Source organism: Zobellella sp. An-6 (assembly GCF_052487945.1).
The window spans coordinates 173753-196644 of the sequence record NZ_CP199259.1; the positions used below are offsets into that span (position 1 = coordinate 173753).

The 22892-nt window shown below is 63.8% G+C and carries 20 protein-coding genes; 2 read left to right on the forward strand and 18 right to left on the reverse strand.

The features are described from left to right. Positions 1-29: 29 nt before the first annotated feature. The 9 genes from ACT7DK_RS00785 to ACT7DK_RS00825 form a co-directional block, all read right to left on the reverse strand. Positions 30-1133: a carboxynorspermidine decarboxylase gene (locus tag ACT7DK_RS00785; protein ID WP_445395360.1), complete on the reverse strand. Its 1104-nt coding sequence runs from the start codon at positions 1131-1133 to the stop codon at positions 30-32. 245 nt (positions 1134-1378) lie between these two features. Further along, positions 1379-2821, reverse strand: coding sequence for a YfcC family protein (locus tag ACT7DK_RS00790; RefSeq protein ID WP_445395362.1), 1443 nt, complete (start codon positions 2819-2821; stop codon positions 1379-1381). A 736-nt stretch (positions 2822-3557) separates the two neighbouring features. After that, entirely contained in the window at positions 3558-4058 is a 501-nt protein-coding gene (locus tag ACT7DK_RS00795) for an ureidoglycolate lyase (RefSeq protein WP_445395364.1), read from the reverse strand. Positions 4059-4243: 185 nt separating this feature from the next. Then, positions 4244-5512, reverse strand: a complete 1269-nt coding sequence (locus ACT7DK_RS00800) for a glycerate kinase type-2 family protein (RefSeq protein ID WP_445395366.1) — start codon at positions 5510-5512, stop codon at positions 4244-4246. A 180-nt stretch (positions 5513-5692) separates the two neighbouring features. Continuing rightward, the gene (glxR, locus tag ACT7DK_RS00805) at positions 5693-6580 is read right to left on the reverse strand and encodes a 2-hydroxy-3-oxopropionate reductase (RefSeq protein ID WP_445395368.1); all 888 of its coding nucleotides are present in this window, start codon (positions 6578-6580) and stop codon (positions 5693-5695) included. A 62-nt stretch (positions 6581-6642) separates the two neighbouring features. After that, positions 6643-7425, reverse strand: coding sequence for a hydroxypyruvate isomerase (gene hyi, locus ACT7DK_RS00810; RefSeq protein ID WP_445395370.1), 783 nt, complete (start codon positions 7423-7425; stop codon positions 6643-6645). 72 nt (positions 7426-7497) lie between these two features. Next, positions 7498-9273, reverse strand: coding sequence for a glyoxylate carboligase (gene gcl, locus ACT7DK_RS00815; RefSeq protein WP_445395372.1), 1776 nt, complete (start codon positions 9271-9273; stop codon positions 7498-7500). A gap of 457 nt (positions 9274-9730) precedes the next feature. Further along, complete coding sequence (locus tag ACT7DK_RS00820) at positions 9731-10312, reverse strand: TSCPD domain-containing protein (protein WP_445395374.1); 582 nt, start codon at positions 10310-10312, stop codon at positions 9731-9733. A gap of 11 nt (positions 10313-10323) precedes the next feature. Next, complete coding sequence (locus ACT7DK_RS00825) at positions 10324-12480, reverse strand: adenosylcobalamin-dependent ribonucleoside-diphosphate reductase (RefSeq protein WP_445395376.1); 2157 nt, start codon at positions 12478-12480, stop codon at positions 10324-10326. Between the two features lie 237 nt (positions 12481-12717). On the opposite strand from ACT7DK_RS00825, the gene phaP reads away from it, so the two are divergent. Further along, complete coding sequence (gene phaP / locus ACT7DK_RS00830; RefSeq protein WP_445395378.1) at positions 12718-13356, forward strand: TIGR01841 family phasin; 639 nt, start codon at positions 12718-12720, stop codon at positions 13354-13356. 51 nt (positions 13357-13407) lie between these two features. On the opposite strand, the gene phaR is transcribed toward phaP, so the two are convergent. Both phaR and ACT7DK_RS00840 read right to left on the reverse strand, forming a co-directional pair. Further along, positions 13408-13932: a polyhydroxyalkanoate synthesis repressor PhaR gene (phaR, locus tag ACT7DK_RS00835; protein ID WP_445395380.1), complete on the reverse strand. Its 525-nt coding sequence runs from the start codon at positions 13930-13932 to the stop codon at positions 13408-13410. Positions 13933-14149: 217 nt separating this feature from the next. Beyond that, positions 14150-14632, reverse strand: coding sequence for a cupin domain-containing protein (locus ACT7DK_RS00840; RefSeq protein ID WP_445395382.1), 483 nt, complete (start codon positions 14630-14632; stop codon positions 14150-14152). A gap of 138 nt (positions 14633-14770) precedes the next feature. Here ACT7DK_RS00840 and ACT7DK_RS00845 point away from each other — a divergent pair, with 138 nt between their 5' ends. After that, complete coding sequence (locus ACT7DK_RS00845) at positions 14771-15253, forward strand: FKBP-type peptidyl-prolyl cis-trans isomerase (protein ID WP_445395384.1); 483 nt, start codon at positions 14771-14773, stop codon at positions 15251-15253. A 78-nt stretch (positions 15254-15331) separates the two neighbouring features. On the opposite strand, the gene ACT7DK_RS00850 is transcribed toward ACT7DK_RS00845, so the two are convergent. The 7 genes from ACT7DK_RS00850 to ACT7DK_RS00880 all read right to left on the reverse strand — a co-directional run bounded on the left by ACT7DK_RS00850 (position 15332) and on the right by ACT7DK_RS00880 (position 22744). Continuing rightward, complete coding sequence (locus tag ACT7DK_RS00850) at positions 15332-15610, reverse strand: DUF2218 domain-containing protein (RefSeq protein WP_445395386.1); 279 nt, start codon at positions 15608-15610, stop codon at positions 15332-15334. Further along, the gene (locus ACT7DK_RS00855; protein WP_445395388.1) at positions 15603-16400 is read right to left on the reverse strand and encodes an ABC transporter ATP-binding protein; all 798 of its coding nucleotides are present in this window, start codon (positions 16398-16400) and stop codon (positions 15603-15605) included. Before ACT7DK_RS00855 ends, ACT7DK_RS00850 begins: the two co-directional genes overlap by 8 nt. Beyond that, positions 16401-17480: a FecCD family ABC transporter permease gene (locus ACT7DK_RS00860; protein ID WP_445395390.1), complete on the reverse strand. Its 1080-nt coding sequence runs from the start codon at positions 17478-17480 to the stop codon at positions 16401-16403. A gap of 3 nt (positions 17481-17483) precedes the next feature. Next, positions 17484-18626, reverse strand: coding sequence for an ABC transporter substrate-binding protein (locus ACT7DK_RS00865; protein ID WP_445395392.1), 1143 nt, complete (start codon positions 18624-18626; stop codon positions 17484-17486). A gap of 57 nt (positions 18627-18683) precedes the next feature. Further along, positions 18684-20615 (reverse strand): TonB-dependent receptor domain-containing protein, encoded by a 1932-nt coding sequence (locus tag ACT7DK_RS00870; RefSeq protein ID WP_445395394.1) that lies wholly within the window; start codon positions 20613-20615, stop codon positions 18684-18686. Positions 20616-20708: 93 nt separating this feature from the next. Next, on the reverse strand, positions 20709-22055 hold the full coding sequence (locus tag ACT7DK_RS00875; RefSeq protein ID WP_445395396.1) for a histidine kinase sensor domain-containing protein: 1347 nt from the start codon (positions 22053-22055) through the stop codon (positions 20709-20711). Further along, complete coding sequence (locus ACT7DK_RS00880) at positions 22052-22744, reverse strand: response regulator transcription factor (RefSeq protein ID WP_445395398.1); 693 nt, start codon at positions 22742-22744, stop codon at positions 22052-22054. The genes ACT7DK_RS00875 and ACT7DK_RS00880 overlap by 4 nt, the downstream gene beginning before the upstream one ends. Between the last annotated feature and the right edge of the window lie 148 nt (positions 22745-22892).

Consider the following 22892-nt stretch of genomic DNA (forward strand, 5'->3'; position numbering starts at 1 on the left):
GAAAGGCTTTGTTGTGGTTACTCCATGCCTCAGGAGAGGCTGTTTACAAAATCGTCGAAACCGAATTCACGCACCAGCTCCACGCTGCCGTCGAGTTGGCGCACGGCAATGGCGGGCATGTTCACGCCATTGAACCAGTTTTTCTTTACCATTGTGTAACCGGCGGCGTCGATGAACGACAGCCGGTCGCCTACCTTCAATTCGTGGTCGAACCTGAACTCGCCGAAGATGTCCCCGGCCAGGCAGGACTTGCCGCACACCATGTATTCATGGGGGCCGTCGCAGGGTTCCATCTTGGCGGGCTGGCGGTAGATCAGCAGGTCGAGCATGTGCGCCTCGATGGAGCTGTCCACTATCGCCAGCTGCTTGCCGTTGTAGAGGGTGTCGAGCACCGTCACCTCGAGCGAACTGCTGAGGGTGATGGCCGCTTCGCCGGGCTCCAGGTAGAGCTGTACGCCGTAGCGCTCGGCAAAGGCCTTGAGCCGGGCGCAGAACCGGTCGAGCGGGTAGCCTTCGCCGGTGAAGTGGATGCCGCCGCCCAGGCTGACCCAAGTTATCCGGGGTTGCGCCAGCAGGGTGCCGAATTTCTCCTCGATCTGGCCCAGCATCTGGTCGAACAGGGCGAAGTCGCTGTTCTCGCAGTTGTTGTGGATCATAAAGCCGGAGATGCGATCGAGTACCTGTTCGACCTTGGCCGCGTCCCATTCGCCCAGGCGGCTGAAGGGGCGGGAGGGGTCGGCGATCAGGAACTCGGAGCTGGACACGCCCGGGTTGAGTCGCAGGCCGCGTACCTGGTTGGCGGAGACCGCCTCGAAGCGCTCGAGCTGGCCGATGGAGTTGAAGATGATCTTGTCGGAGTGGGCCAGCACTTCCTCGATTTCGTCGTCGGCATAGGCCACGCTGTAGGCATGGGTTTCGCCGCCGAACTTGAGCTTGCCGAGCTTGACTTCGTTGAGGGAGGAAGAGGTGGTGCCGTCCATGTACTGGCTCATCAGGTCGAACACCGACCAGGTGGCGAAGCATTTCAGGGCCAGCAGCGCCTTGGCGCCGGAGTGTTCGCGCACATAGGCAATTTTTTCCATGTTGCGCAGCAGTTTGCTTTTGTCGATGAGATAGTACGGTGTCTTGATCACCTCAGTCATACCCCCTTAGAGCCTGTCAACCACCCGGCGATGGGCCGGGAAATTTCAAAGCGCGTGATTATAGAGGAAAGGTGGTGGCGCTTCGAGCAAAAAGTGTGGCCGGCAGCGGGGGAATCTGGCCAGACTGTGAGCAGGATCCGGATAAATGGCCGGTTGGTCCCTGCCGGGCCGGAGGCTCAACCAGGAAAGGCCTCCCGCGGGAGGCCCTTGTTATGCCCGGTGTCAACCGGCGGGGCTCAGCCCACCCACTGGGTGATCTGGGCGAAGATCAGGAAGCCCATGGCGATGGCGATCCAGATGGCGAACAGGGGCAGGAAGAACTTGACCCATTTGTTCCAGGTCACGCCGGCCAGGGCCAGGGTGGCCATGAAGTAGCCGGAGGTGGGGTAGAGGATGTTGCCCAGGCCGTCGCCCAGCTGGTAGGCCAGCACCGCGGTCTGCCGGGTGACGCCCACCAGGTCGGACAGGGGGGCCATGATCGGCATGGTCACCAGCGCCTGGCCGCTGCCCGAGGGGATCACGAAGTTGAAGCCGAGCTGGGCAAAGAACATGCCGATGGCGGAGAAGATGGCCGGGAAACCGCCCACCAGGTTGCCCAGGCCGTACACCAGGGTATCCATGATCTGGCCTTCTTCCAGCACCACCGCCACGGCGCGGGCGATGCCGCAGATCATGGCGCCCACCAGCACGTCGCGGAAGCCTTCGTTGAAGCCTTCGCAGATCTCCTCGGTCTTGAGGCCGGCGATCAGACCGACCACCACGCCCATGATCACGAACAGCCCGGCCATTTCCATCATGAACCAGCCCTGGGTCAGCACGCCCCACACCAGGGTGGCGAAGAAGGCGAAGGTGGCAAAGGCGGCCCACTTCTGGCGCGGGGTGGCGGTCAGCACGCCTTCGTCGTTGCCGTGCTGGTAGCGGTGGCGCTTGTCTGCTTCCTTGGCGTCGCCGTTCATCAGGCTCAGCGCCGGGTTGTTGCGCACCTTGAGCGCGTAACGGGTGACGTAGAAGATGCCGGCCAGCAGGATGGCGGCAAAGGCCAGCACCCGCAGCCAGAGGCCGGAATAGACCGGCAGGTCGGCCAGTTGCTGGCCCAGGCCGGTGTTGATGGGGTTGAGCACCCCGGCGGTAAAGCCGGCGGTGGTGGCGCACAGGGCCACGGCGGCGGCGGTGACCGAGTCGAAGCGCAGGGCGATCATCAGCGGCAGTATCACCGGCACATAGACCAGGGCCAGCTCCTGGGTGCCGATCAGGGTGGCGATCACCGCGAAGGTGGTCATCAGCACCGGTATGATGACGATGCTGTTGTGGGCGAAGCGGCGGGTCAGCTTGTCGACCCCGATCTCGATGATGCCGGTCCGGCGCAGCACCATGAACATGCCACCGATGATAAAGGTGAAGAACACCACGGCCCCGGCGTCCATCAGGCCTTTGGGAATGGCCAGCATAAAGTCGACCGGGCCGACCGGGTTGGATTCGATCACCTGGTAGGAGTTGGGATCTATGGTGGTGCGGCCGTTGGGGCCGGGTACCCGGTCATACTGGCCGGCCGGCACTATGTAGGTGAGTACGGCGGCGATGGCGCTGAACACGAACAGGATGACGTAGATGTGCGGCATCTCGAACGACTTCTTTTTCTTTTCCACGGTGTCGGCGGAAAACTGATTGGCTTTAGACATGGGCTCCATGACCTCTCCCTTCATTACATCAACTGAGTTAAGTCCATTTACGCTGGGCGGCGTAGTTTTTTAAAAGGTCGCCTGCACCGTTTTGTATGTAAAACGGGGCTGGTTTCTTGTTGGTGGCTGGCCTCGAGGCTATTAATAACCTTTTCTTAACATCGGATCAATATATTTTGGAAGTTGTTTCCATCTTGCGGAATTGTTGCTTTTGCCATGTGGGTTAATGGATTTTCTCCATTTTTCGGAGTGAGGCGAGTGGCCTTTGGGGATTAACATGTCTTTGTTTTTAAATGAAAATTAATTTATTTATATGATATATATGGTGTTTTTATCATTTAGAACTTTATATTTAATTGTTGTATCAATTAATGTTCTATATATTGTTTTTTCTACTCATGTTTGTTGTTTTTTATTTTGTTGATCCTTGTCATCAACATTGGCTTTTTTCTGTTTATTCGAAGTTATTATTTATTTTGGAATTTAAATTTCTCGTGGGTATATTTATTTTTATGTGAAGCGGATCCTGCAACGCTGGATCCCATCCATCCGGTGGACGTTCTGCTGGGCAGCACCCGGTCGCTGCCGGTAGTGATCTACTATTCGGAACAGCCATGTAATCAAGACGGCGGGGACCAGGGCGCGGCCTGTGGCTAAGGTCATACAAAAGGGGAAGAGGAGGGCGCAAACAGAAAACCCGCCTTCGTCGGCGGGTTTGGTCACGGCATGGCGGGGGTCAGTCCGATACCACCTCGAGCAGGCCCGGGGGCAGCGGGTGCAGGTCGCAGTTGTCGCCCGGACCGACCCGGTCGACGATCAGAAAACGTTGCCGCCCGCCGAGGGAGACGACGGGGTGATGCCAGGTATCGGTATGGTAGTTCACGCCCTGGCGGCCGTTGGAGACAAAGGCCCGGATGGCCTCCGGCCCCGGCGCCGGACCCCGCGGTGCCACCAGGATCAGGAAGGGCCTGTCGTCGAGTGGAATAAAGGCCTGGCTGCCCCTGGGGTGCTTCTCCATCAGGGTCACCGCCAGGGGCAGGGCGTAGGGCTCCACGTCCACCAGGCTGATGGCGACCCGGGCGTCGTCACCGAGCGCCTCGGCCCGGGCGATGTCGTGGTAGCGCAGGGCCTGGCCGTCGTTGATATAGAACTGGTGCTGCTGCTCCGCCTCTATCACCTCGCCGAAGGGGGCGAAGGCGGCGGCGGTCAGCGGCTGGGCTCGGAGTCGCAAGGTCATGAGTGCCTCCTTGCCGACAGGGCCCGGGGTGGAATAACGGCAAGGCGAAGCCCGCCGGCCGGGCCTGGGCGCCGGCTGGATATCTGCGTGATGGTCATCTTGGTGTTCTCGTTTTTGGTCGGTGAGGGTGGCCACCGGCCCCGGGGCCGGTGGCGGGTTTTCTTATTGTTGTTATCGGGTTCGGGTTATTCCGGCAGCACCAGAATGGCCCGGAAGTCGTTGACGTTGGTGCGGGTGGGGCCGGTTTCCACCAGCACACCCAGCTGGGAGAAGAAGCCGTAGCTGTCGTTGTCCGCCAGGTAGTCTTCCGCCTTGAGCCCGGCCGCTTCGGCCTGCTGGTACAGCTCGGGGGTGAGATAGGCGCCGGCGTTGTCCTCGACCCCGTCGATGCCGTCGGTGTCGGCGGCCAGGGCGTAGACACCCTTCAGGCCCTTCAGTTCGTTGAACAGGCTCAGCATAAACTCGCTGTTGCGCCCGCCGCGGCCGTTGCCCTTGATGGTGACCGTGGTTTCGCCGCCGGACAGGATCACGCAAGGGGCCGAGATGGGCTGGCCGCACTTCCGGATCTGTTTGGCGATGGCGGCGTGTACCTTGGCCACTTCCCGGGACTCGCCCTCGATGCAGTCACCCAGCACCAGGGGGGTGATGTCGTGGGACATGGCCACGTCGGCGGCCGCGTCCAGCGCATCCTGGGGGGTGGCGATCATATGGAACTCGGCCCGGCTCAGGCGCTCGTCCCCCGGTTTGACGGTCTCGGACTCGGGGCTCTGCAGCCAGGCGCGCACATGGGGCGCCACCTCGATGCCGTAGCTGTCGAGGATGGCCAGGGCCTGGGCCGAGGTGGTGGGGTCCGCCACGGTGGGGCCGGAGGCGATGACGGTCGGCTCGTCGCCGGGTACGTCGGAGATGCCGAGGGCGATCAGCCGGGCCGGGTAGGTAGCGGCGGCCAGGCGGCCCCCCTTGATGGCGGACAGGTGCTTGCGCACGCAGTTCATCTCGTCGATGGCCGCACCGGACTTGAGCAGGGCCTTGTTGATGGCCTGTTTGTCGGACAGGGTCAGGCCCGGGGCCGGCAGGCTCAGCAGGGAGGAGCCGCCGCCGGACAGCAGGCAGATCACCAGATCGCCCTCGCCCAGGCCGGACACCAGTTCCAGCATGCGGCGGCCGACCCGCTCGCCGGCGTCATCCGGTACCGGGTGGGCGGCTTCGATGATGTCGATGCGTTCACAGGGGGCGCCGTGATCGTAGCGGGTCACCACCAGGCCGGAGAGTTCTCCTTCCCAGATGGCGTCCAGCTCGGCGGCCATGGAGGCGGCGGCCTTGCCGGCACCGATGACAACGGCTTTTTGACGAGTATCCTTCGGCAGGTATTCGGCCAGGTTGCCCTTGGGCAGGGCGGCGGCCACGGCGCTGTCGAACAACTGCTGTAACAACTCCTTGGGTTGGATATCCATTGCAAATACTCCTGAAAAAACGGCTGTCTTTACATTTTTATAAGTGTCGGGGTGGGGCGACACGAAGGCAACCAGGATCTAACACAAAGCCCCCTGAGTGAAAGTCTGTGTTTGCCGACGCCCGCCCCGGTTTTGACCGGACCGCGGCTGAAGCCAAAAAGCTGCGGTCCGGTAAAAGGGTTACTCGCCCCGGATGTTGTGGTTGGCCAGGTGCTCCAGCGCCTTGACCAGACCGGAGTGGTCCCAGTTGGAGCCGCCCAGGGCGGCACAGGTGTTGAACAACTCCTGGGCGCTGGCGGTGTTGGGCAGGGCTACACCCAGCTCACGGGCGCCGCTCAGGGCCAGGTTCAGGTCCTTCTGGTGCAGGGAGATACGGAAGCCCGGGTTGAAGGTACCCTTGACCATGCGCTCGCCGTGCACTTCCAGGATCTTGGAGGAGGCGAAACCACCCATCAGCGCCTCGCGTACCTTGGCCGGGTTGGCACCGGCCTTGGAGGCGAACACCAGGGCCTCGGCCACCGCTTCGATGTTCAGCGCCACGATGATCTGGTTGGCCACTTTACAGGTCTGGCCGTCGCCGTTGCCGCCCACCAGGGTGATGTTCTTGCCCATGAGATCGAACAGCGGCTTGATGCGTTCGAAGGTGGCCTCGTCACCGCCGACCATGATACTCAGGGTGGCGTTGATGGCGCCGACTTCACCACCGGACACCGGGGCGTCCAGGTACTGGGCGCCGGTTTCCTTGACGCGCTTGGCAAAGGTTTTGGTGGCGATGGGGGAGATGGAGGACATGTCCACCACTACCTTGCCCGCGCTCAGGCCGTCGGCCACGCCGTTGGCATCGAACAGCACGGATTCCACCTGGGGGGTGTCGGGCACCATGATGATGATGACTTCGGCCGCTTCGGCCACCGCCTTGGGATTGGCCAGGGCGATGCCGTTGTCACCCAGCAGATCGGCCGGGGCGGGCATGAAGTGCTCGGAGAAGTACAGGGTATGACCCGCTTTTTGCAGGTTTTGGGCCATGGGCTTGCCCATGATGCCGGTACCGATAAAACCTATTTTCATGTTCATTTCCTCTTGGCTTGGGGCGCCGCAAAGCCGGCGCCGGGGGCGATCAATTCAGCGTTTCAGACGATGCCGTGGGTCTTCAACCAGCCGAGGCCGGCTTCGGTGGTGGTGGCCGGCTTGTACTCGGCGCCCACCCAGCCCTGGTAGCCCACCTTGTCCAGGAAGGCGAAGATGTTGTGGTAGTTCAGCTCGCCGGTGCCAGGCTCATGGCGACCCGGGTTGTCGGCCAGCTGGATGTGGTTGATGATGCTCAGGTTTTTCTCGATGGTCGGGATGATGTCCCCTTCCATGATCTGCATGTGATAGATGTCGTACTGGAACGCGAGGTTGTCGGAGCCGACCTGCTCGATGATGTCCAGTGCCTGCTTGCTGTTGTTCAGGAAGAAGCCGGGGATGTCGCGGGTGTTGATCGCCTCGGCGATCAGCTTGATGCCCGCTTCCTTCAGTTTCTCGGCGGCGTACTTCAGGTTGGCGACGAAGGTGGCCTCGGCCTGCTCGGCGGATACGCCGGCGGGCGGGATACCGGCCAGGCAGTTGACCTGCTTGTTGCCCAGCACCTTGGCGTAGGCGATGGCCTGGTCCACGCCGGCCTTGAACTCTTCAACCCGGCTCGGGTCGACGGCAATGCCGCGGCTGCCCGCGGCCCAATCGCCGGCCGGCAGATTGAACAGCACCTGCTCCAGGCCGTTCTGGTCCAGCCTGGCCTTGATTTCTTCGGCCGGGAAGTCATAGGGGAACAGGTATTCCACACCCTTGAAGCCGGCCTTGGCGGCGGCCTCGAAGCGGTCCAGGAAGTCGACCTCGGTAAACAGCATCGACAGGTTGGCGGCTAATTTCGGCATTGCGATGTCCTTATGTTCAGTTGGGGGACACATTCAGCATGGGCCCGGCCTGGAGGCCGGGCCGCATCGCTGTCAGTCGAGCAGGGAGATGGCGGTGGGGGCGTCGGCACCCTTCTCGGCCAGCTCTTCGAACTCGTTGATGGCGTCGATTTCCACACCCATGGCGATGTTGGTCACCCGCTCCAGGATCACTTCCACCACCACCGGCACCTGGTGCTCGGCCATCAGCGCCTTGGCCTGTTCGAAGGCGGGGGCGATGTCTTCCGGCTTGAAGACCCGGATGGCCTTACAGCCCAGACCCTCGACCACGGCCTTGTGATCCACACCGTACTCACCCAGCTCCGGTGCGTTGATGTTCTCGAACGACAGCTGGACGCAGTAGTCCATGTCGAAGCCGCGCTGGGACTGGCGGATCAGCCCCAGGTAGGAGTTGTTCACCAGCACGTGGATGTAGGGCAGTTTGAACTGAGCACCCACCGCCAGCTCTTCGATCATGAACTGGAAGTCGTAGTCACCGGACAGGGCAACCACCTGGCGGCCCGGCTCGGCGGCGCATACACCCAGGGCGGCCGGAATGGTCCAGCCCAGGGGGCCGGCCTGACCGCAGTTGATCCAGTTGCGCGCCTTGTACACGTGCAGGAACTGGGCGGCGGCGATCTGGGACAGACCGATGGTGGACACATAGGTGGTGTCGCGGCCGAAGGCCTTGTTCATCTCCTCGTATACCCGCTGCGGCTTGACCGGGGTGTTGTCGAAGTGGGTCTTGCGCTGCAGGGTGCGCTTGCGCTCCTGGCACTCGGAAACCCAGGCACTGCGATCTTTCAGCTTGCCGGCGGCTTTCCATTCCTTGGCCACTTCCACGAACAGCTTCAGCGCTTCGCCGGCGTCGGACACGATGCCGAGATCCGGGCCGAACACCCGGCCGATCTGGGTCGGCTCGATGTCCACGTGCACGAACTTGCGGCCCTTGGTGTAGACGTCGACCGAACCGGTGTGGCGGTTGGCCCAGCGGTTGCCGATGCCGATCACGAAGTCGGAAGCCAGCAGGGTGGCGTTGCCGTAGCGGTGTGAGGTCTGCAGGCCGCACATGCCGGCCATCAGCTCGTGGTCGTCCGGAATGGTGCCCCAGCCCATCAGGGTCGGGATCACCGGCACGCCCAGCACCTCGGCGAATTCGGTGAGCAGATCGGAGGCATCGGCGTTGATCACGCCGCCACCGGAAACGATCAGCGGCTTGTCGGCGGCGTTCAGCATGGTCAGGGCCTTTTCAACCTGGATGCGGGTAGCGGCCGGCTTGTACGGGGTCAGCGGCTGGTAGGCTTCCGGATCGAACTCGATCTCGGCCATCTGCACGTCGAAGGGCAGGTCGATCAGCACCGGGCCGGGACGGCCGGAGCGCATGATGTGGAACGCCTGCTGGAAGGTACCGGGCACCTGGGCCGGTTCCAGCACGGTGACCGCCCACTTGGCGACCGGCTTGGCGATGGACTCGATGTCCACGGCCTGGAAGTCTTCCTTGTGCATGCGGGCACGGGGTGCCTGACCGGTGATGCACAGGATCGGAATGGAGTCGGCGGAGGCCGAGTACAGGCCGGTGATCATGTCGGTACCGGCGGGGCCGGAGGTGCCGATGCAGACCCCGATGTTGCCCGGGTTGGCGCGGGTATAGCCTTCGGCCATGTGGGAGGCACCCTCGACGTGACGGGCCAGCACGTGGCTGATGGAGCCGAGACCCCGCAGCGCGGCGTAGAAGGGGTTGATGGCGGCGCCGGGAACACCAAAGGCTTTGGTCACACCTTCCAGTTCCAGGATTTTAGCGGCTGCTTCGATTGCTTTCATTTTAGCCATAGTCGGTATCCATTCATCTGAGGTGCGCTCGGCACCGTTGTTGGTTGTCCATGGGGGTTGGTCCGCAGCACCGCTTGGTGAGGGCGGTTAACATCTGCGCAACCCATAGGCTGATAATACAAAAAAAAATGTGACGATCAACATATTTTTGGAAATCAATTTTGCATTGTGGAAAATGCACTTGCGTTCCGCTCTGTTGTATCGCCACGTTTATTGTGTTTAATGTTTTGTTTTTTATGGTTTTTTATGTTTTATTCCAATACGCCGTAAAATGCCCACCAACGTCTTACATAAAATGGAAACAGTTTCCTTTTATGCGCACGAGTGTTGCCCGTCTATCCCCGGGGGATGGCGAGCGGCGCGGAGCGATAACAATAGTATTACGAACACAGTGTTAGATACAAGATTGCACCAAAAATTGTGAACAATTTTGTTTGTGAAGCCGTGGCTCCCGCCGTCAGCCGCAGCGGGAGTCGCCGCAGTTCAGGCAGGTGAGGCAGCCGTCGACCATCACGGCCGCCCGGGTCAGGCACTTGCGGCACAGCCGGGCGCCGGCGGGGAAACCGGCCGTGTCCCCGGTTTGCTCCGTTGCCGGCTCCGTTGCCGGGGTGATGGTGGCCAGGTGGCGCTCGATGACATCGGCGATCTCGGCCACCAGGGAGGGCATGTAGCGTCCGCCCGGCCTGAAGTAGCCGCCCTGGGGATCGAACACGGAGCGCAGTTCATCCACGATAAAGCGGATATCGCCGCCCCGGCGGAACACCGCCGAGATCAGCAGGGTCAGCGCCACCACCCACTGGTAGTGCTCCATGTTGCGGGAGTTGATGAAGATCTCGTAGGGGCGGCGTTGCCGGTCGTCGCCCTCGTCCGGCACCAGATCGTTGATGGTGACGTAAAGGGCGTGCTCGAGCAGGGGGGTCTTGATCTTGTAGGTGGTACCCCGCAGCGTCTCGGGGCGGGCCGCCGGCTCGGGCAGGGGGCCGGCGGACCGGGATGCCAGCACCTCACAGCCGATGATTTTCCGCTCTATCTTGCGCATGGGTCACCCGTTCACAGCCTGCCGTAGTAGCCTTCCTTGAGGGCGTCGTACAGGTTGGCGGCGCTGTGCACTTCGCCCTCGTATTCCACCTGCTCGTCGCCCCTCGCCTCAACCGTGCTGCCGTCGTCCAGCAGGAAGCGATAGCGGGTGGCGGTCAGATCCCGGTCCCGCACCAGCACGCCCTGGAAAATGGCGGGATTGAAGCGGAAGGTGGTGCAGCCCTTGAGTCCCTGGCGGCAGGCCAGGAGGTAGAGCTCCTCGAACCGCTCGAAGGGACAATCGGTGGGCACGTTGACGGTTTTGGAGATGGAGGAGTCGACCCAGCGCTGGGCGGCGGCCTGCATCGCCACATGCTGCTCGGGGCTGACGTCGTCGGCGGTGACGAAATGGGCGGGTAGCGCCCGGGCCGGATCCGGGCTGCCGGGCAGGGTATCCGGATTGATCAGCCGGCGGTAGGCCAGCAGCTCGAAGGAAAACACTTCCACCCGCTCCTTGCTCTTGCGGCCGGGCCGGATGAGGTTGCGGCTGTAATGGTGGGCGAAGCTCGGCTCTATGCCGCTGCTGGCGTTGTTGGCCAGCGACAGGGAGAGGGTGCCGGTGGGCGCGATGGAGCTATGGTGGGTAAAACGAGCCCCGGTACGGGCCAGGTCCGCCACCAGCTCCGGCTCCTGCTCCGCCAGTCGCTGCAGGTAACGGCTGTAGCGGGCGTGCAGTATCCGCCCCGGTAACTTGTCGCCGGGGTGGTGGCCGTCGTTCAGCAGTTCAGGACGCAGCCGCAGCAGCGCCGGGGTGAGCTCGAAGTCCCGCAACAGCAGGGGCGCCGGTCCCTTCTCCCGGGCCAGCTCCAGCCCGGTGTGCCAGCCGGTGAGGGCCAGCTCCCGGGTGACCCGCTCGGTGAAGGCGACGGCCTCGGCCGAGCCGTAGCGCAGCCCCAGCAGGGCGAGGGCCGAGCCCAGGCCCAGGTAGCCCATGCCGTGGCGGCGCTTGTCGGCCAGCTCCCGGCGCTGTTCGGCCAAGGGCAGGCCGCTGATTTCCACCACGTTGTCCAGCAGACGGGTAAAGACCGCCACCACCCGGCGAAAGCGATCCCAGCCGAAGCGGGCCGCCGGGGTGAAGGGGGCTTCCACGAAACGGGTGAGGTCGACCGAGCCCAGCAGGCAGCTGCCGTAGGGAGGAAGAGGCTGCTCACCGCAGGGATTGGTCGCGCGTATGGTTTCGCAGAACCAGTTGTTGTTCAGCTCGTTGACCCTGTCGATCAGGATAAAGCCCGGCTCGGCATGGTCGTAGGTGGCGCGCATGATCTGCCGCCACAGGGTGCGCGCCTCGAGCCGCCGGTAGATCCTGTGGGCCACCCGTTGCCGGTCGTCCTCCAGGTAGCCCTGGCCGAGCGGGCCGGCGCCCCAACGGATCTGATCCGGGTCGGCGGTGTCCAGCCGGTCCCGCGCCACCTCGGCCGGGGTGACCGGAAACAGCAGCGGCCAGTCCTTGCCTTGTTGCACCGCGTCGAGGAAGTCCCCGGTGATCAACAGGGACAGGTTGAACTGGCGCAACCGGCCCGGTTCGCGCTTGGCGTGGATAAAGTCGAGCACATCCGGGTGGGCGATATCGAAAGTGGCCATTTGTGCGCCGCGTCGTCCGCCGGCAGAGGAGATGGTGAAACACATCCTGTCGTAGATCTCCATGAACGACAGCGGCCCCGAGGTGCTGGCCCCGGCGCCGGCCACGGGGGCGTTGCGCGGGCGCAGGGTGGAAAACTCGTAGCCGATGCCGCAGCCGGCCTTGAGGGTGAGCCCGGCTTGGTGCAGCTTGCCCAGGATGTCGTCCATCGAATCGGCGATGGTGCCGGAGACGGTGCAGTTGATGGTGGAGGTGCCCGGCCGGTAAGCCTGGGCGCCGGCATTGGAAAGAATACGGCCGGCGGGCAGGGCGCCCTGCTCCATCGCCCACAGGAAACGCTTGTACCAGGTTTTGCGCAGGGCCGGCGTGGTCTCGCCATCGGCCAGGGCCCGGGCGACCCGGCTGAAGGTGGCGTGCACATCCTGGTCGATCGGTTCGCCCCTGTCGTTCTTCAGCCGGTATTTGCCCTCCCAGATGTCGAGGGCGGCGGGCTGATAGTCGACCCGGGGACGCCGGGGAACGGCGGTACTCATGGGCGGCGGCTCTGTCATACGGGGATCACATTTATTCAGTATTGATCCATTTTGCCGCTGCGGCCCCGGTTGATACGGGAAAAGGCCAGGAGAAGCATCAGGGCACAGGAAATTGTGCGCCGCACAAAAAAGATCTTGTAAATGTTTTTTGTGCGGTGCAATAATGACCATGCGCGCCGAAAACCTTAGTGTGATGATGATTTCTTTGTTGGCGTGCAGGGCCGATGCCTTCCCATTTTTCAGGAGACGCTAACTATGTCATTGTTCAATTTCGAAAAGCTGCAAAGTGCCCAACAAGCCAACCTGGCCCAGGTGCAGGGTCTGACCGGCAGCCTGTTCGCCAGCGTGGAAAAGCTGGGCCAGCTGCAGTCCAAAGCCGTTGCCGAGCTGAGCGCCGCCCAGTTCGACTACGTCGGCAAGCTGCTGGCGGTACGGGATCCCAAGGCTTTCTTCGAACTGCAAACCGCCTTCTTCAGCCCCACCGCCCTGCTGGATCGCCAACTGGCGTTCAACAAGGAACTGCTTGCCCTGGTGACCGACGCCCAGCAGGAAGTGAGCAAGTTTGGCGAGCAGCAGATTGCCGCCGGCAGCAAGCAGGTAGACGAGTGGGTCGAGCAGTTCGCCAGCAGCGTGCCCGCAGCCGCAGAGCCGGCGGTCACCGCCCTGAAGAGCGCGGTCAGCAGCGCCAACGAAGCCTATGAAAGCGCCCAGAAAGCCGCCAAGGACGCCGCCGAGATCGCCGACAAGGCCCTGAAGCAGGCTGCGGAAAGCTCCGAGAAAGCCGCCAAGCAAGTGGCCGAAGCGGCCGAGAAAGGCATCAATGCCGTGGCCGCCGTCGCCACCAACACCGCGACCGCCGCCGCCAAGACCACCCGCGCGGCCAAGGCCAGCTAACTAAACAACAAATAACAACAACGAGTTGTTATCTCGTTTGGGACGATAAGGTTATTCCTTATCGTCTTTTTTTTGATTCTGCTTGTTGTCGCTGTCCCCGGGAAAGGAGCCGAACAGGCCGAACATGTTCTGGGTGTTGAGGTAGAGCTGGCGAGACTGCTCCACATATTGGCGCATCAGTTCCTGCATCATGGGCACCTGGCTATGCATGAACTCGGTCCAGGCCTTGGAAGACTGCATGCCGGCCTGGGTCTGGATATCGATCACCGACTGGATGCTCTCTTCCAGATAACTGCCCAGCACGCCCTGGAAGGGGCCGTAGAAACGGATGATGTTCTTCAGCATGTCGCTGGAGAAGATGGGATCGCCGTCGCTCTCCGCCTCCTGGATGATCTGCAATAGTATGCTGCGGGTGATGTCTTCCCCGGTCTTGGCGTCCACCACCTGGAAGGGCTCTTCTTCCTGCACCAGCCGGCGGATGTCGGCCAGGGTGACGTGGCTGCTGGTGTGGCTGTCGTACAGGCGGCGGTTGGGGTATTTCTTGATAATGCGAACACTATCCTGTGGTTTGGACATGCGGCACTGGCTCTCGGCTGGCTTCGGGGTTCGGGCAGTGTATCCCAATCACCGGCCGTGCTCAATTTGGCGGCCGGACGGGGAATCATCCCGGGCTGGCGTGGAATGGGGGCACGCAGGGTGGCCCCTTGTCGGCCCCGTGGGCGGGTGGTGAGGATATTCGTGTTGTGAACGGGTTCAGGCCCGGACCGGTTCCGGGCGGACCTGAGGCCATGGGTTATTGGCGCGGATCATCGGCCGGATTGACATAGTTCAGCTGCCAGGGGCCGACCGAGGTCAGTTGGACCACCGTCTCGCCCTCGGCCAGGGCGTAGTGGCGCATGCCCGGGGGCATGGCGGTGTAGCTGCCGGCCGCCAGGCGCTGTGCGTTTTCCTTGGCGTGGCCGTCATCCATGCCCAGGTAGACGATGCCGCTGAGCACCGTGACCCTTTCCACGCCGGGGTGCCAGTGCAGCGGGATCAGGTAGCCGTCGGGCAGCTTGAGGCGCATGGTAAAGATCCCGGCTTCGGCCGGGTTGCCTTCCAGCACCGCGAACTGGGCCCCGGCGGGCACCGAGGCCGGACCGGGCTGCCATGCGATCTGCTCGGGCGGGTAAAGCAGGTGTTGCTCGGGGCCCTGGTCCGGGATGTCGGCGGCCAGGGCCAGTGCCGGCAGGGCGATGCCAAGCAGCAGGCCGTTCCATCTTGGTTGCTTCTTCATGATATTATCCTCCCTTCTCCGGGTGTGGTCGGATGGCCGCGCCCTGTCTTAAGCCTACTACATGGGGCATCGAAGGACTTTGGGCTGCCGTTGCGCCCGCACGACCATCGGTGTTCCTTTTTTCAGACGAGGATAAAGATGCAAGTTGCCGACAACACCGTAGTGCAGTTCAACTACATCTTGAAGGGCGAGAATGGCGAGGTGCTGGAAAGCAACGCCGGCCAGTCGCCGCTGGCCTACCTGCACGGCCACCGCAACATGATGACGGGGGTGGAAAAGGCCCTGGCCGGCAAGGAAGCCGGTGAGCGGTTCAGCGTGACCCTGCCGGCCGCCGAGACCTACGGCGAGCGCAAGGACGGCCTGACCCAGCGGGTGCCGGTCAAGCACCTCACCGGCGCCAGCCGCTGGCGGCCGGGCATGACCGCGGTGGTGCACACCGACCAGGGCCACCGCCAGGTGACCATACTGAAAGTCGGCAAGTTCATGGCCGAGGTGGATCTCAACCATCCCCTGGCCGGCCGCACCCTGACCTTCGAACTGGAGGTGGTGGCGGTGCGCCCCGCCAGCGAGGAAGAGATCGCCCACGGTCACGCCCACGGCGAGGGTGGCCATCACCACTGAGCGGGCCGCGGCCAGCAAAAAGCCGGACCGGGTCCGGCTTTTTGCGTTTCAGGACCAGGTCAAGGGTGCGGCCCGGCTTTATATCCAGCTCAGCACCAGGCCGTCCCGCACCGCGAAACGGTCGAAATGGGACTTCATGGTGTCGGCCACCGCCGCCAGGTCGGCCGGGGTCGCCGCCGTGCAGCGTACCTCCAGGTGTCCGGCGCCGGCATTCAGCTCGCAGCGGCCCATGGCGAACTGCACCCAGCCTTGCCGATCCTGCCAGTCGGCCTCGACCTTGTGCCGGAAGTGGATGCAGAGTTTCTTGATGTAGCCTTCTCCGTGCGGAGTGGCGATGCGCGCCAGGCAGTCAGCCATGGGGTTCTCCTTGTGAGGGTTGAAAAGCGGGCATGGCGCTGTCGCACAGCACCATGGGCAGGCCACGGGAGCAGCGCTCGACCCGGGCTTCCACGCCGTAGGCGGTGCGCAGCACGGCCGGGGTCAGCACGTCCCGGGCCGGGCCCTGGGCGAGCAGGCCGCCCCCGGCCAGTACCCAGAGTTCGTCGCAAAAACGCAGCGCCAGGTTGATGTCGTGAATGGCCACCAGGGCGATGTTGCCCTGGCTGCGGGTGACCTCCCGCACGCACTCCAGCACGTTCAGCTGCCAGTGCAGGTCCAGGGCGCTGGTGGGTTCGTCGAGCAGCAGCAGGCGGGGCTGACGCACCAGCACCTGGGCCAGGCCAATCATCTGGCGCTGGCCGCCCGAGAGCTGATCCAGCCGGCGCAGGGCCAGGTCGCTTATCCCCAGGCGATCGAACACCCGCTGGATCTCCGCCTCCAGGCGGGGGCGGGGCAGGCCGCCGTGCACCGCGCGACAGGCGCTGTAGACGGTCTCGTAGGCCAGCAGCGAGGTGGGCTGCGGCAGGCTTTGGGGCAGGTAACCGGGTGCCTTGGCCGGGCGCCGCCCGGCCAGGGGCTGGCCATCCAGCATGATGCGGCCATGGCTCGGCAACAGGCCGGCGATGCTTTTCAGCAGGGTGGACTTGCCGGCACCGTTGCGGCCGATCACCCCCACCAGGGAGCCGGGGGACGTCGGCCGCATGTTCAGCCCCGAGAGGATGGGACGGCGGCGGTAGCCGACGCCGAGATCCTGTATCTGCAGTGACATCTATGATTGCTCCCGTCCGCGGCTGATGATGAGGGCGATAAACAGGGGAATGCCGACCAGGGCGGTGACCATGCCCACCGGCAACAGTATGCCCGGCACCAGGGTTTTGCTGGCGATGGATGACAACGACAGCAACAGGGCGCCGGCCAGGGCGCTGCCGGGCAGCAGCAGGCGATGATCCTCGCCCAGCAACAGGCGGGCGATGTGGGGCCCCACCAGGCCGATAAAGCCGATTTCGCCGACAAAGGCCATGGCGGTGGCGGTCAGCAGGCTGACCCGCAGCAACACCAGCAGGCGCAGCCGTTCCACGCGGATGCCCAGGCTTCTGGCCTGCTCCTCGCCGCTGCGCAGCGTGGTCATGGCCCAGGCCTGGGACAGGGAAAAGGGCAGGCAGAGCAGGAAGACCAGGGTGACGATGCCCACCTGCTCCAGGTTGGCCCGGGCTAGGCTGCCCATGGTCCAGAACACGATCTGCTGCAAGGAATCGAAGTCGGCCACAAACTGCAGCAGTCCCACCAGGGCGTTGAAGCCGAACAGCAGGGCGATGCCGAACAGCACCACCGTATGGACGCCGGTGCCGAAACTGCGTGACAGCAGCAGGATCAGCAGGGCGGCGCCGGCGGCGAACAGGAAGGCCATCAGCGGCAGGGTCATCGCCATGGGCAGGCCGAGCAGGCTTATCTTGAAGACGATGGCGGTGGAGGCGCCCAGGGTGGCGGCGGCGCCCACCCCCAGGGTGTAGGGGCTGGCGAGGGGATTGTTGAGCACCGTCTGCATTTCCGCGCCGGCCAGGCCCAGGCTGGCGCCGACCGCCAGCGCCATCAGGGCATAGGGCAGGCGCACTTCGTGGATGATGACGCGGGTGCTGGCGTCCAGTGCTTCGGGGTGCCACAGGCCCTCCAGCACGGCAAGGGGGCCGAGGGGGGCCGGGCCGGTGGCGATGTCGAACACGAAGGCGATGACCAGGGCGATGGCCAGGGCGAGCAGCAGCGCCAGGCGTCGCCAGATAAAACGTTGATAACGCAGGGCCAGGGACGCGTGGTGCGGCTCCGGCAGGGGGAGGGAAGTGCTGTGGTTCATGGCTCAGAGTCCGGTCCAGTAGGTGCCGTCCAGCGGGATCGGCTGAAAACGCTCGTACAGGGTGGCCAGGGTCCGGTCCGGATCCAGCTCGGCGAAGGTGTCAGGGTAGAGCCATTTGGCAAAGGCCTGCACGGCGGCGATGTTCAGCGGCGAATTGTAGAAGTGATGCCAGATGGCATAGGCCCGCTGTTCCTGCACCGCCTCCAGCTGGGCCAGGCCGGGGGAAGACAGCACCCGGCGTAGGCTGGTCCTGGCCTCGTCCGCGGAGATGCCGGCACCCAGGGCGATGAACTGCGGGTCCGACTGCAGGGTATCGGGAGAGCCGATGGCGGTGGCGATGTACACCCTGGGCTGGGCCATCAGCAGGTGTTCCAGGTTGAAGATGCCGGCCACGCCGGGCACGCTGTCGCTGGCGATGTTGTCGCCGTTCAGCGCCGACAGGAAAGATCCCATCATGCCCTTGGTCATGGTTTCGCAGCAGGCATCCTGCAGCCCGACCCGGCTGTGCAGGAATACGGTGGGTGCCGGGGCCTGGCCGCGACGGGCCAGGCCATTCCTTACCCGCGCCAGCTCCTGCCGGTAGAAATCCACGAAGGCCTGCGCTTGTTCTTCCCGATCCAGCAACTGTCCCAGCAGCGCCATGCTGCGCGGGGTATTGGCCAGGGGATCCTGGCGGAAATCGATGAACACCACGGTCACGCCGGCCAGCTCGAGCCGGCGGATCAATTCGGCATCCCGGGCGGAGGGGCCGTGGCCTTCGAGCCCGAACAGGGCCAGGTTGGCGCCCAGGCCCAGCGCCTGCTCGATGCTGAAGCTGTCGGCGCTGCTGCGACCGAGGCGGGGGATCTTTGCCAGCTCGGGAAAGGCCTGCAGGTACTGACGGTAGCCGGCCGGATCGGCCAGTTCGAAGTCGGGCATGATCCCCGCCAGCCGTGTGGTGAGCCGTTCGCCTTCCAGTATGGCCAGTGCCGGCAGGTAGCGACCTTCGCCGAGGATGATGCCGGTCACCCGTTCGGGCAGCGTGACCTGGCGTCCGGCCAGGTCGGTCAGGGTCCCGGCCAGGGCCGGCAGGGCCGGCAGCAGAAACAGCAAGGCGCCGGCAAGGCGGCGCACGCAGGAAAGTTTTTTAATAAGAGGGATAATCATTGCTTTTCCCGTTTATGTAATCGTGACAGGGGGGAGCTTTAGCTCCCCCCTGAACCATCAGAACTTGTAGCTCGCACTGAGGCGAATATCCCGGCCGGCCTCGGGCAGGCCGGCCGCCACGTCACCGTAAACCGCATAGCTGGCATGATCCTGATACTGCCTGTCGAGCAGGTTCTGCACGGTCACGGCCAGGGTCAACTGATCGCCGGCCAGCGGACGCCAGCGGGCGTAGATGTCATGCACGCCGTAGCCGGGCTTCTCGGTATATCCGGGAGCCAGATCGGTCAGGCGCTCCCGGAAGGTGCCGCTCCAGCCCAGATCCACGCTGTCGATCGGGCGGAAGTCCAGGTAGGCCACCCAGGTGTCGCCCACGCTGGTGCCGAGGGTCCAGTTGTCGTCGTTCAGCGGTACGCCGTCGAGCTCGGGGCGGCTCTGGCTGTAATTCACGCCGGCGCTGACCTGGCTCCAGTCGTAACCAATGCCGACATTGAAGCCCTTGGTTTTCAGATCGCCGACGTTGCCGAGTACGGCGCGGGAAACCTGGCCCACCACGCCTTCTATCTCGGTGACAAAGGCCTCGGCGCTCATATGCAGGCCGCCGTTGCGGTAGTTCACACCCAGCTCGTAGTTGTCGGCAACTTCCTTGGTGCGATCGGCGGCGTTGGTATAGTAGTCGAGTACGAACAGCTCCTTGACCTGAGTGCCGCGCATGGCGCGGGCCCAGCCGCCGTGCAGGGTCAGCTCGTCGGTGATATCCAGGCTGAAGCCCAGGTTGGGGCTGAAGCCGGATTCGCTGAATTGCTGGTTGAGCTGTTCATCGTCCAGTTCATACCAGTCGTAACGGGCGCCGGCGCTCAGCAGCAGGCGGTCGGTGGCCTGGAAGTGTTCCTGCAGGTAAAAGCCGGTGACGCTGCCGGTTTCACGGGCTGTACCGGTGGTAACCAACTTGCCTTCGTCATGACGATGGTCCACGCCGTAGGTCAGGCTGTGGTCGCCCAACTGACTGGTGTTGCGCAGATCGCCGCCGTAGCTTTCCTGTGAACCGAGCACGGTGCCAAAGGGGCCTTCGATATGCTCGAGCGAGGCCTCCGTGTTGTACAGGGTCACTTCCAGATCGACCAGGTCGTTGCTGGTGGCGTCAAAGCCGTATTTGCCGGTGATGGTTTCCCGGATCATTTCCTGGTCAAACACCGGGTTGCGGACGCTGGGTATCCAGTGCGGGCGGTGCTTGCGGAAAGCCTCGTCCTGGTTGCGCTCATAGCTCAGGGTCAGTTTTTGCTCTTCGGTGAGCTGGCCCACCACCTTGGCAAAGCCGGTCAGTACATCGGATTCGGTGAAGGGCTGAGTGTTGCCGTCGCCGTCCTTGTAGTCGCCCAGCTCGGTCTTGGTCAGGGTGGCCAGGGCGCTCCAGTCGTCGGTCAGGTGGCCGTAGACGCTGCCGGAAGTTCTGTAGCCGTCGGTATTGCTGAAGTAGCCGGCCTGCAGCATGGCGCCCACGCGCTGGCCGGGACGCAGCAGATCGGAAGGATCCTTGGTGACAAAGCGAATGGCGCCGCCCAGGGCGCCCGGACCATTGGTGGCCTCGCCGGCACCGGCGGAGACTTCCACCTGTTTGAGCAGCTCGGGAGAAATGGACAGGCGACTCTGGTGATGGAAGATATTACCGGACTGGGTAGCACCGTCCACGGTCACGTTGAGCAGGGTGTCCTCGATGCCGCGCACGTAAATTTTCTGGGTTACCGGCGATGAGCCGCCGCCCACCGCCACTTCGGGGGTCTTGGAGAAGATGTCGGCGGCGTCGGTGGCCTGGGTTTTCTCCAGGGTATCCTGGCCGATCAGCACATCGGTGTCCGGAGCGGTGCGGCTGTCGGTGACGTTCACCGTATCCAGCTGCGTGATTGGCGCGGCAGCCAGGGGAGTGGAGACTATGCCGGAGATGGCCAGGGCCAGCAGGGCGGGCCGGCGGGCGGGGGTATTACTGCTATGCACGTCGTCAACCTCTTCAAATAAGAATTATTATCAAATGATTAGGGTTCGTATTCTTGTTTGGGCTTTCGACAAAGTGAAGCGGTTTTACATTTGTTACGTCTTGCCGTCGCGTGGCAGCCAGAGCGTCATGCGCAGGCCTCCCTCGGGTCTGTTGCTGGCATGCACCCGGCCGCCGGCCGCTTCCAACTGGCGCCGGGCCAGGGCCAATCCCAGGCCGAAGCCGCCGGCCTGGCCCTGGCGGGCGCCATCGAGCCGGAAGAAGGGCAGGAAGATGTCGTTCAGATGTGCCTCGGGCACCCCGGGTCCCTGGTCGTCGATATGGAGCCGGTAGCCGGTTCCGTCCGGCGTCAACGCCAGGGAGACCCGGCCTCCCGGCGGCGTGTGGTGCAGGGCGTTGCGCAGCATGTTCTCGATGGCCTGACCCAGGGCCCGCTGGCTGCTGCCCGTCAGTGGTGCCTGCCTGGGCAGGCTGGCGCAGATGTCGTGCCCGGGAAACTCGAAGCGGGCGTCGTCGATCAGGCTGTCGAGCAGGTCGATCAGATCCAGGTCGTCGCCGTTCAGCCGGGGGCGCTCGTTCTCCAACCAGGCTAGGGTCAGGGTATCCTCCACCAGCCGGCGCATCAGCTCGCCGTCGCGGCGGATGCGCGCCAGCGCCTCGGCCTTGTCCGGTGCCTGTTCGGCCCAGTCCACCGCCATCTCGATGCGGGTCAGGGGCGTGCGCAGTTCGTGGGACAGATCGGCGATGAGGTGGCGCTGATTCTGGAGCAGACGGCCGGTGCGCTCGGCCATACGGTCGAAGGTGTCGGCCAGGCGCGCCAGTTCGTCGTTGCGCTTGCCGAGAGCGGCCCGCACCCGTACCTGGTGATCGCCCTCGCTGAAGCGGCGGGTGGCCTTCTCCAGCTGGCGCAGCGGCGACATCAGGTGGCGGTAGAGCACCAGGCTCAGCAGCACCAGCAGCAACAGCGGCAGGGCGATTTGCAGCAGCACCCGGGTGTGGGGCTGGTAGCCGCCCGGACGCATGTGCTGGGGCAACTGGATCAGAAAGTGGACGTGGCGGTCATGGAAGGGGATTTCCATGATGGGGTTTTCGGCGAAATAGAGGTGGATTTTCCACTCCACGCTGCGGCCCAGCCCAAACCCCTCCCAGAACCGTTGGCCGATGATGCCGGCCACCGGCTCCAGCCGGGAGCGCACCACCGCCGCCCAGGTGTGCTCCCGTTGCTGCAGTTGTTCGAGCCAGGTCGCCAGGGCCTGTGCGTCGCCGGCCAGGTAGAGGCGCTCGGCCTCGGCGCCGTAGTCCAGCAGCGTCTTCCGGTGTTTGGGGGCGATGAAGCTCATGCTGTGCTCGGTGTGGTCCACCAGGTAGCCGAGCAGCCAGAACAGGGCCACGGTGCCGAAGGCGATGGTGGCGCACAGCTTCCACAGCAGGCGGCGGTTCATCGGAACAGGTATCCGGTGCCGTGGACCGTCTGCAGGTGATCGCTCGCCATGCCGGCCTCCGTCAGCTTGCGCCGCACCCGGCTCAGGTGCATGTCGAGGCTGCGGTCGTAGCGGCTGAACTCGCGCTCCAGCACCTGCTGGTAGAGCAGGGGTTTGCTCAACACCTCGCCTCTGTGCCGGACCAGCATCCACAGCAGCTTGAACTGGAGGGGGGTCAGGGTGATGGGCTGCTGCCGGAAGCTGGCCTGCTGCCGCATCCGGTTCAGGAGCAGCCCCTGATGCTGTATCTCGGGGGGATCCGCCGGGGGTGCCATCTTGCCCATGGCCCGGCGCAGCAGGGCCTCGATGCGCAGCGCCAGTTCGGTAAAGCTGAACGGCTTGGCCAGGTAGTCGTCGGCGCCCTGGCTGAAGCCCTGGATCCGCTCTTCTTCCGCTCCGCAGGCGGTCAGCATGATCACCGGTGTCTGCTGGCGCTGGCGCAACAGTTTGAGCAACGACAGGCCGCTGCGCCCGGGCAGCAGCACGTCCAGCAGGATCAGATCGAAGGGCGCGGCCAGGGCGGTGAGCAGTCCCTGTTCGCCATCGTGGCACTGGCTGATGTCATAGCCCCGGTGGTGCAGCAATTCGGCGAGCTGGTCGTTGAGGGCGACGTCGTCTTCGATGATCAGTATGCGGGCGGCGCTGAGCATGGGCAGTAAACCAGGAAAGAAAATACGAATGGTTATCGATTATATTGTTTTCTTCGGATTGGTAAACAGCGGCCGGGCCCTAAGTCACGAAGGCGGATGCGGGGAGTGGTGGCTGGGTCTGGAGGGATGGGTGGTGTTCACGACAAAA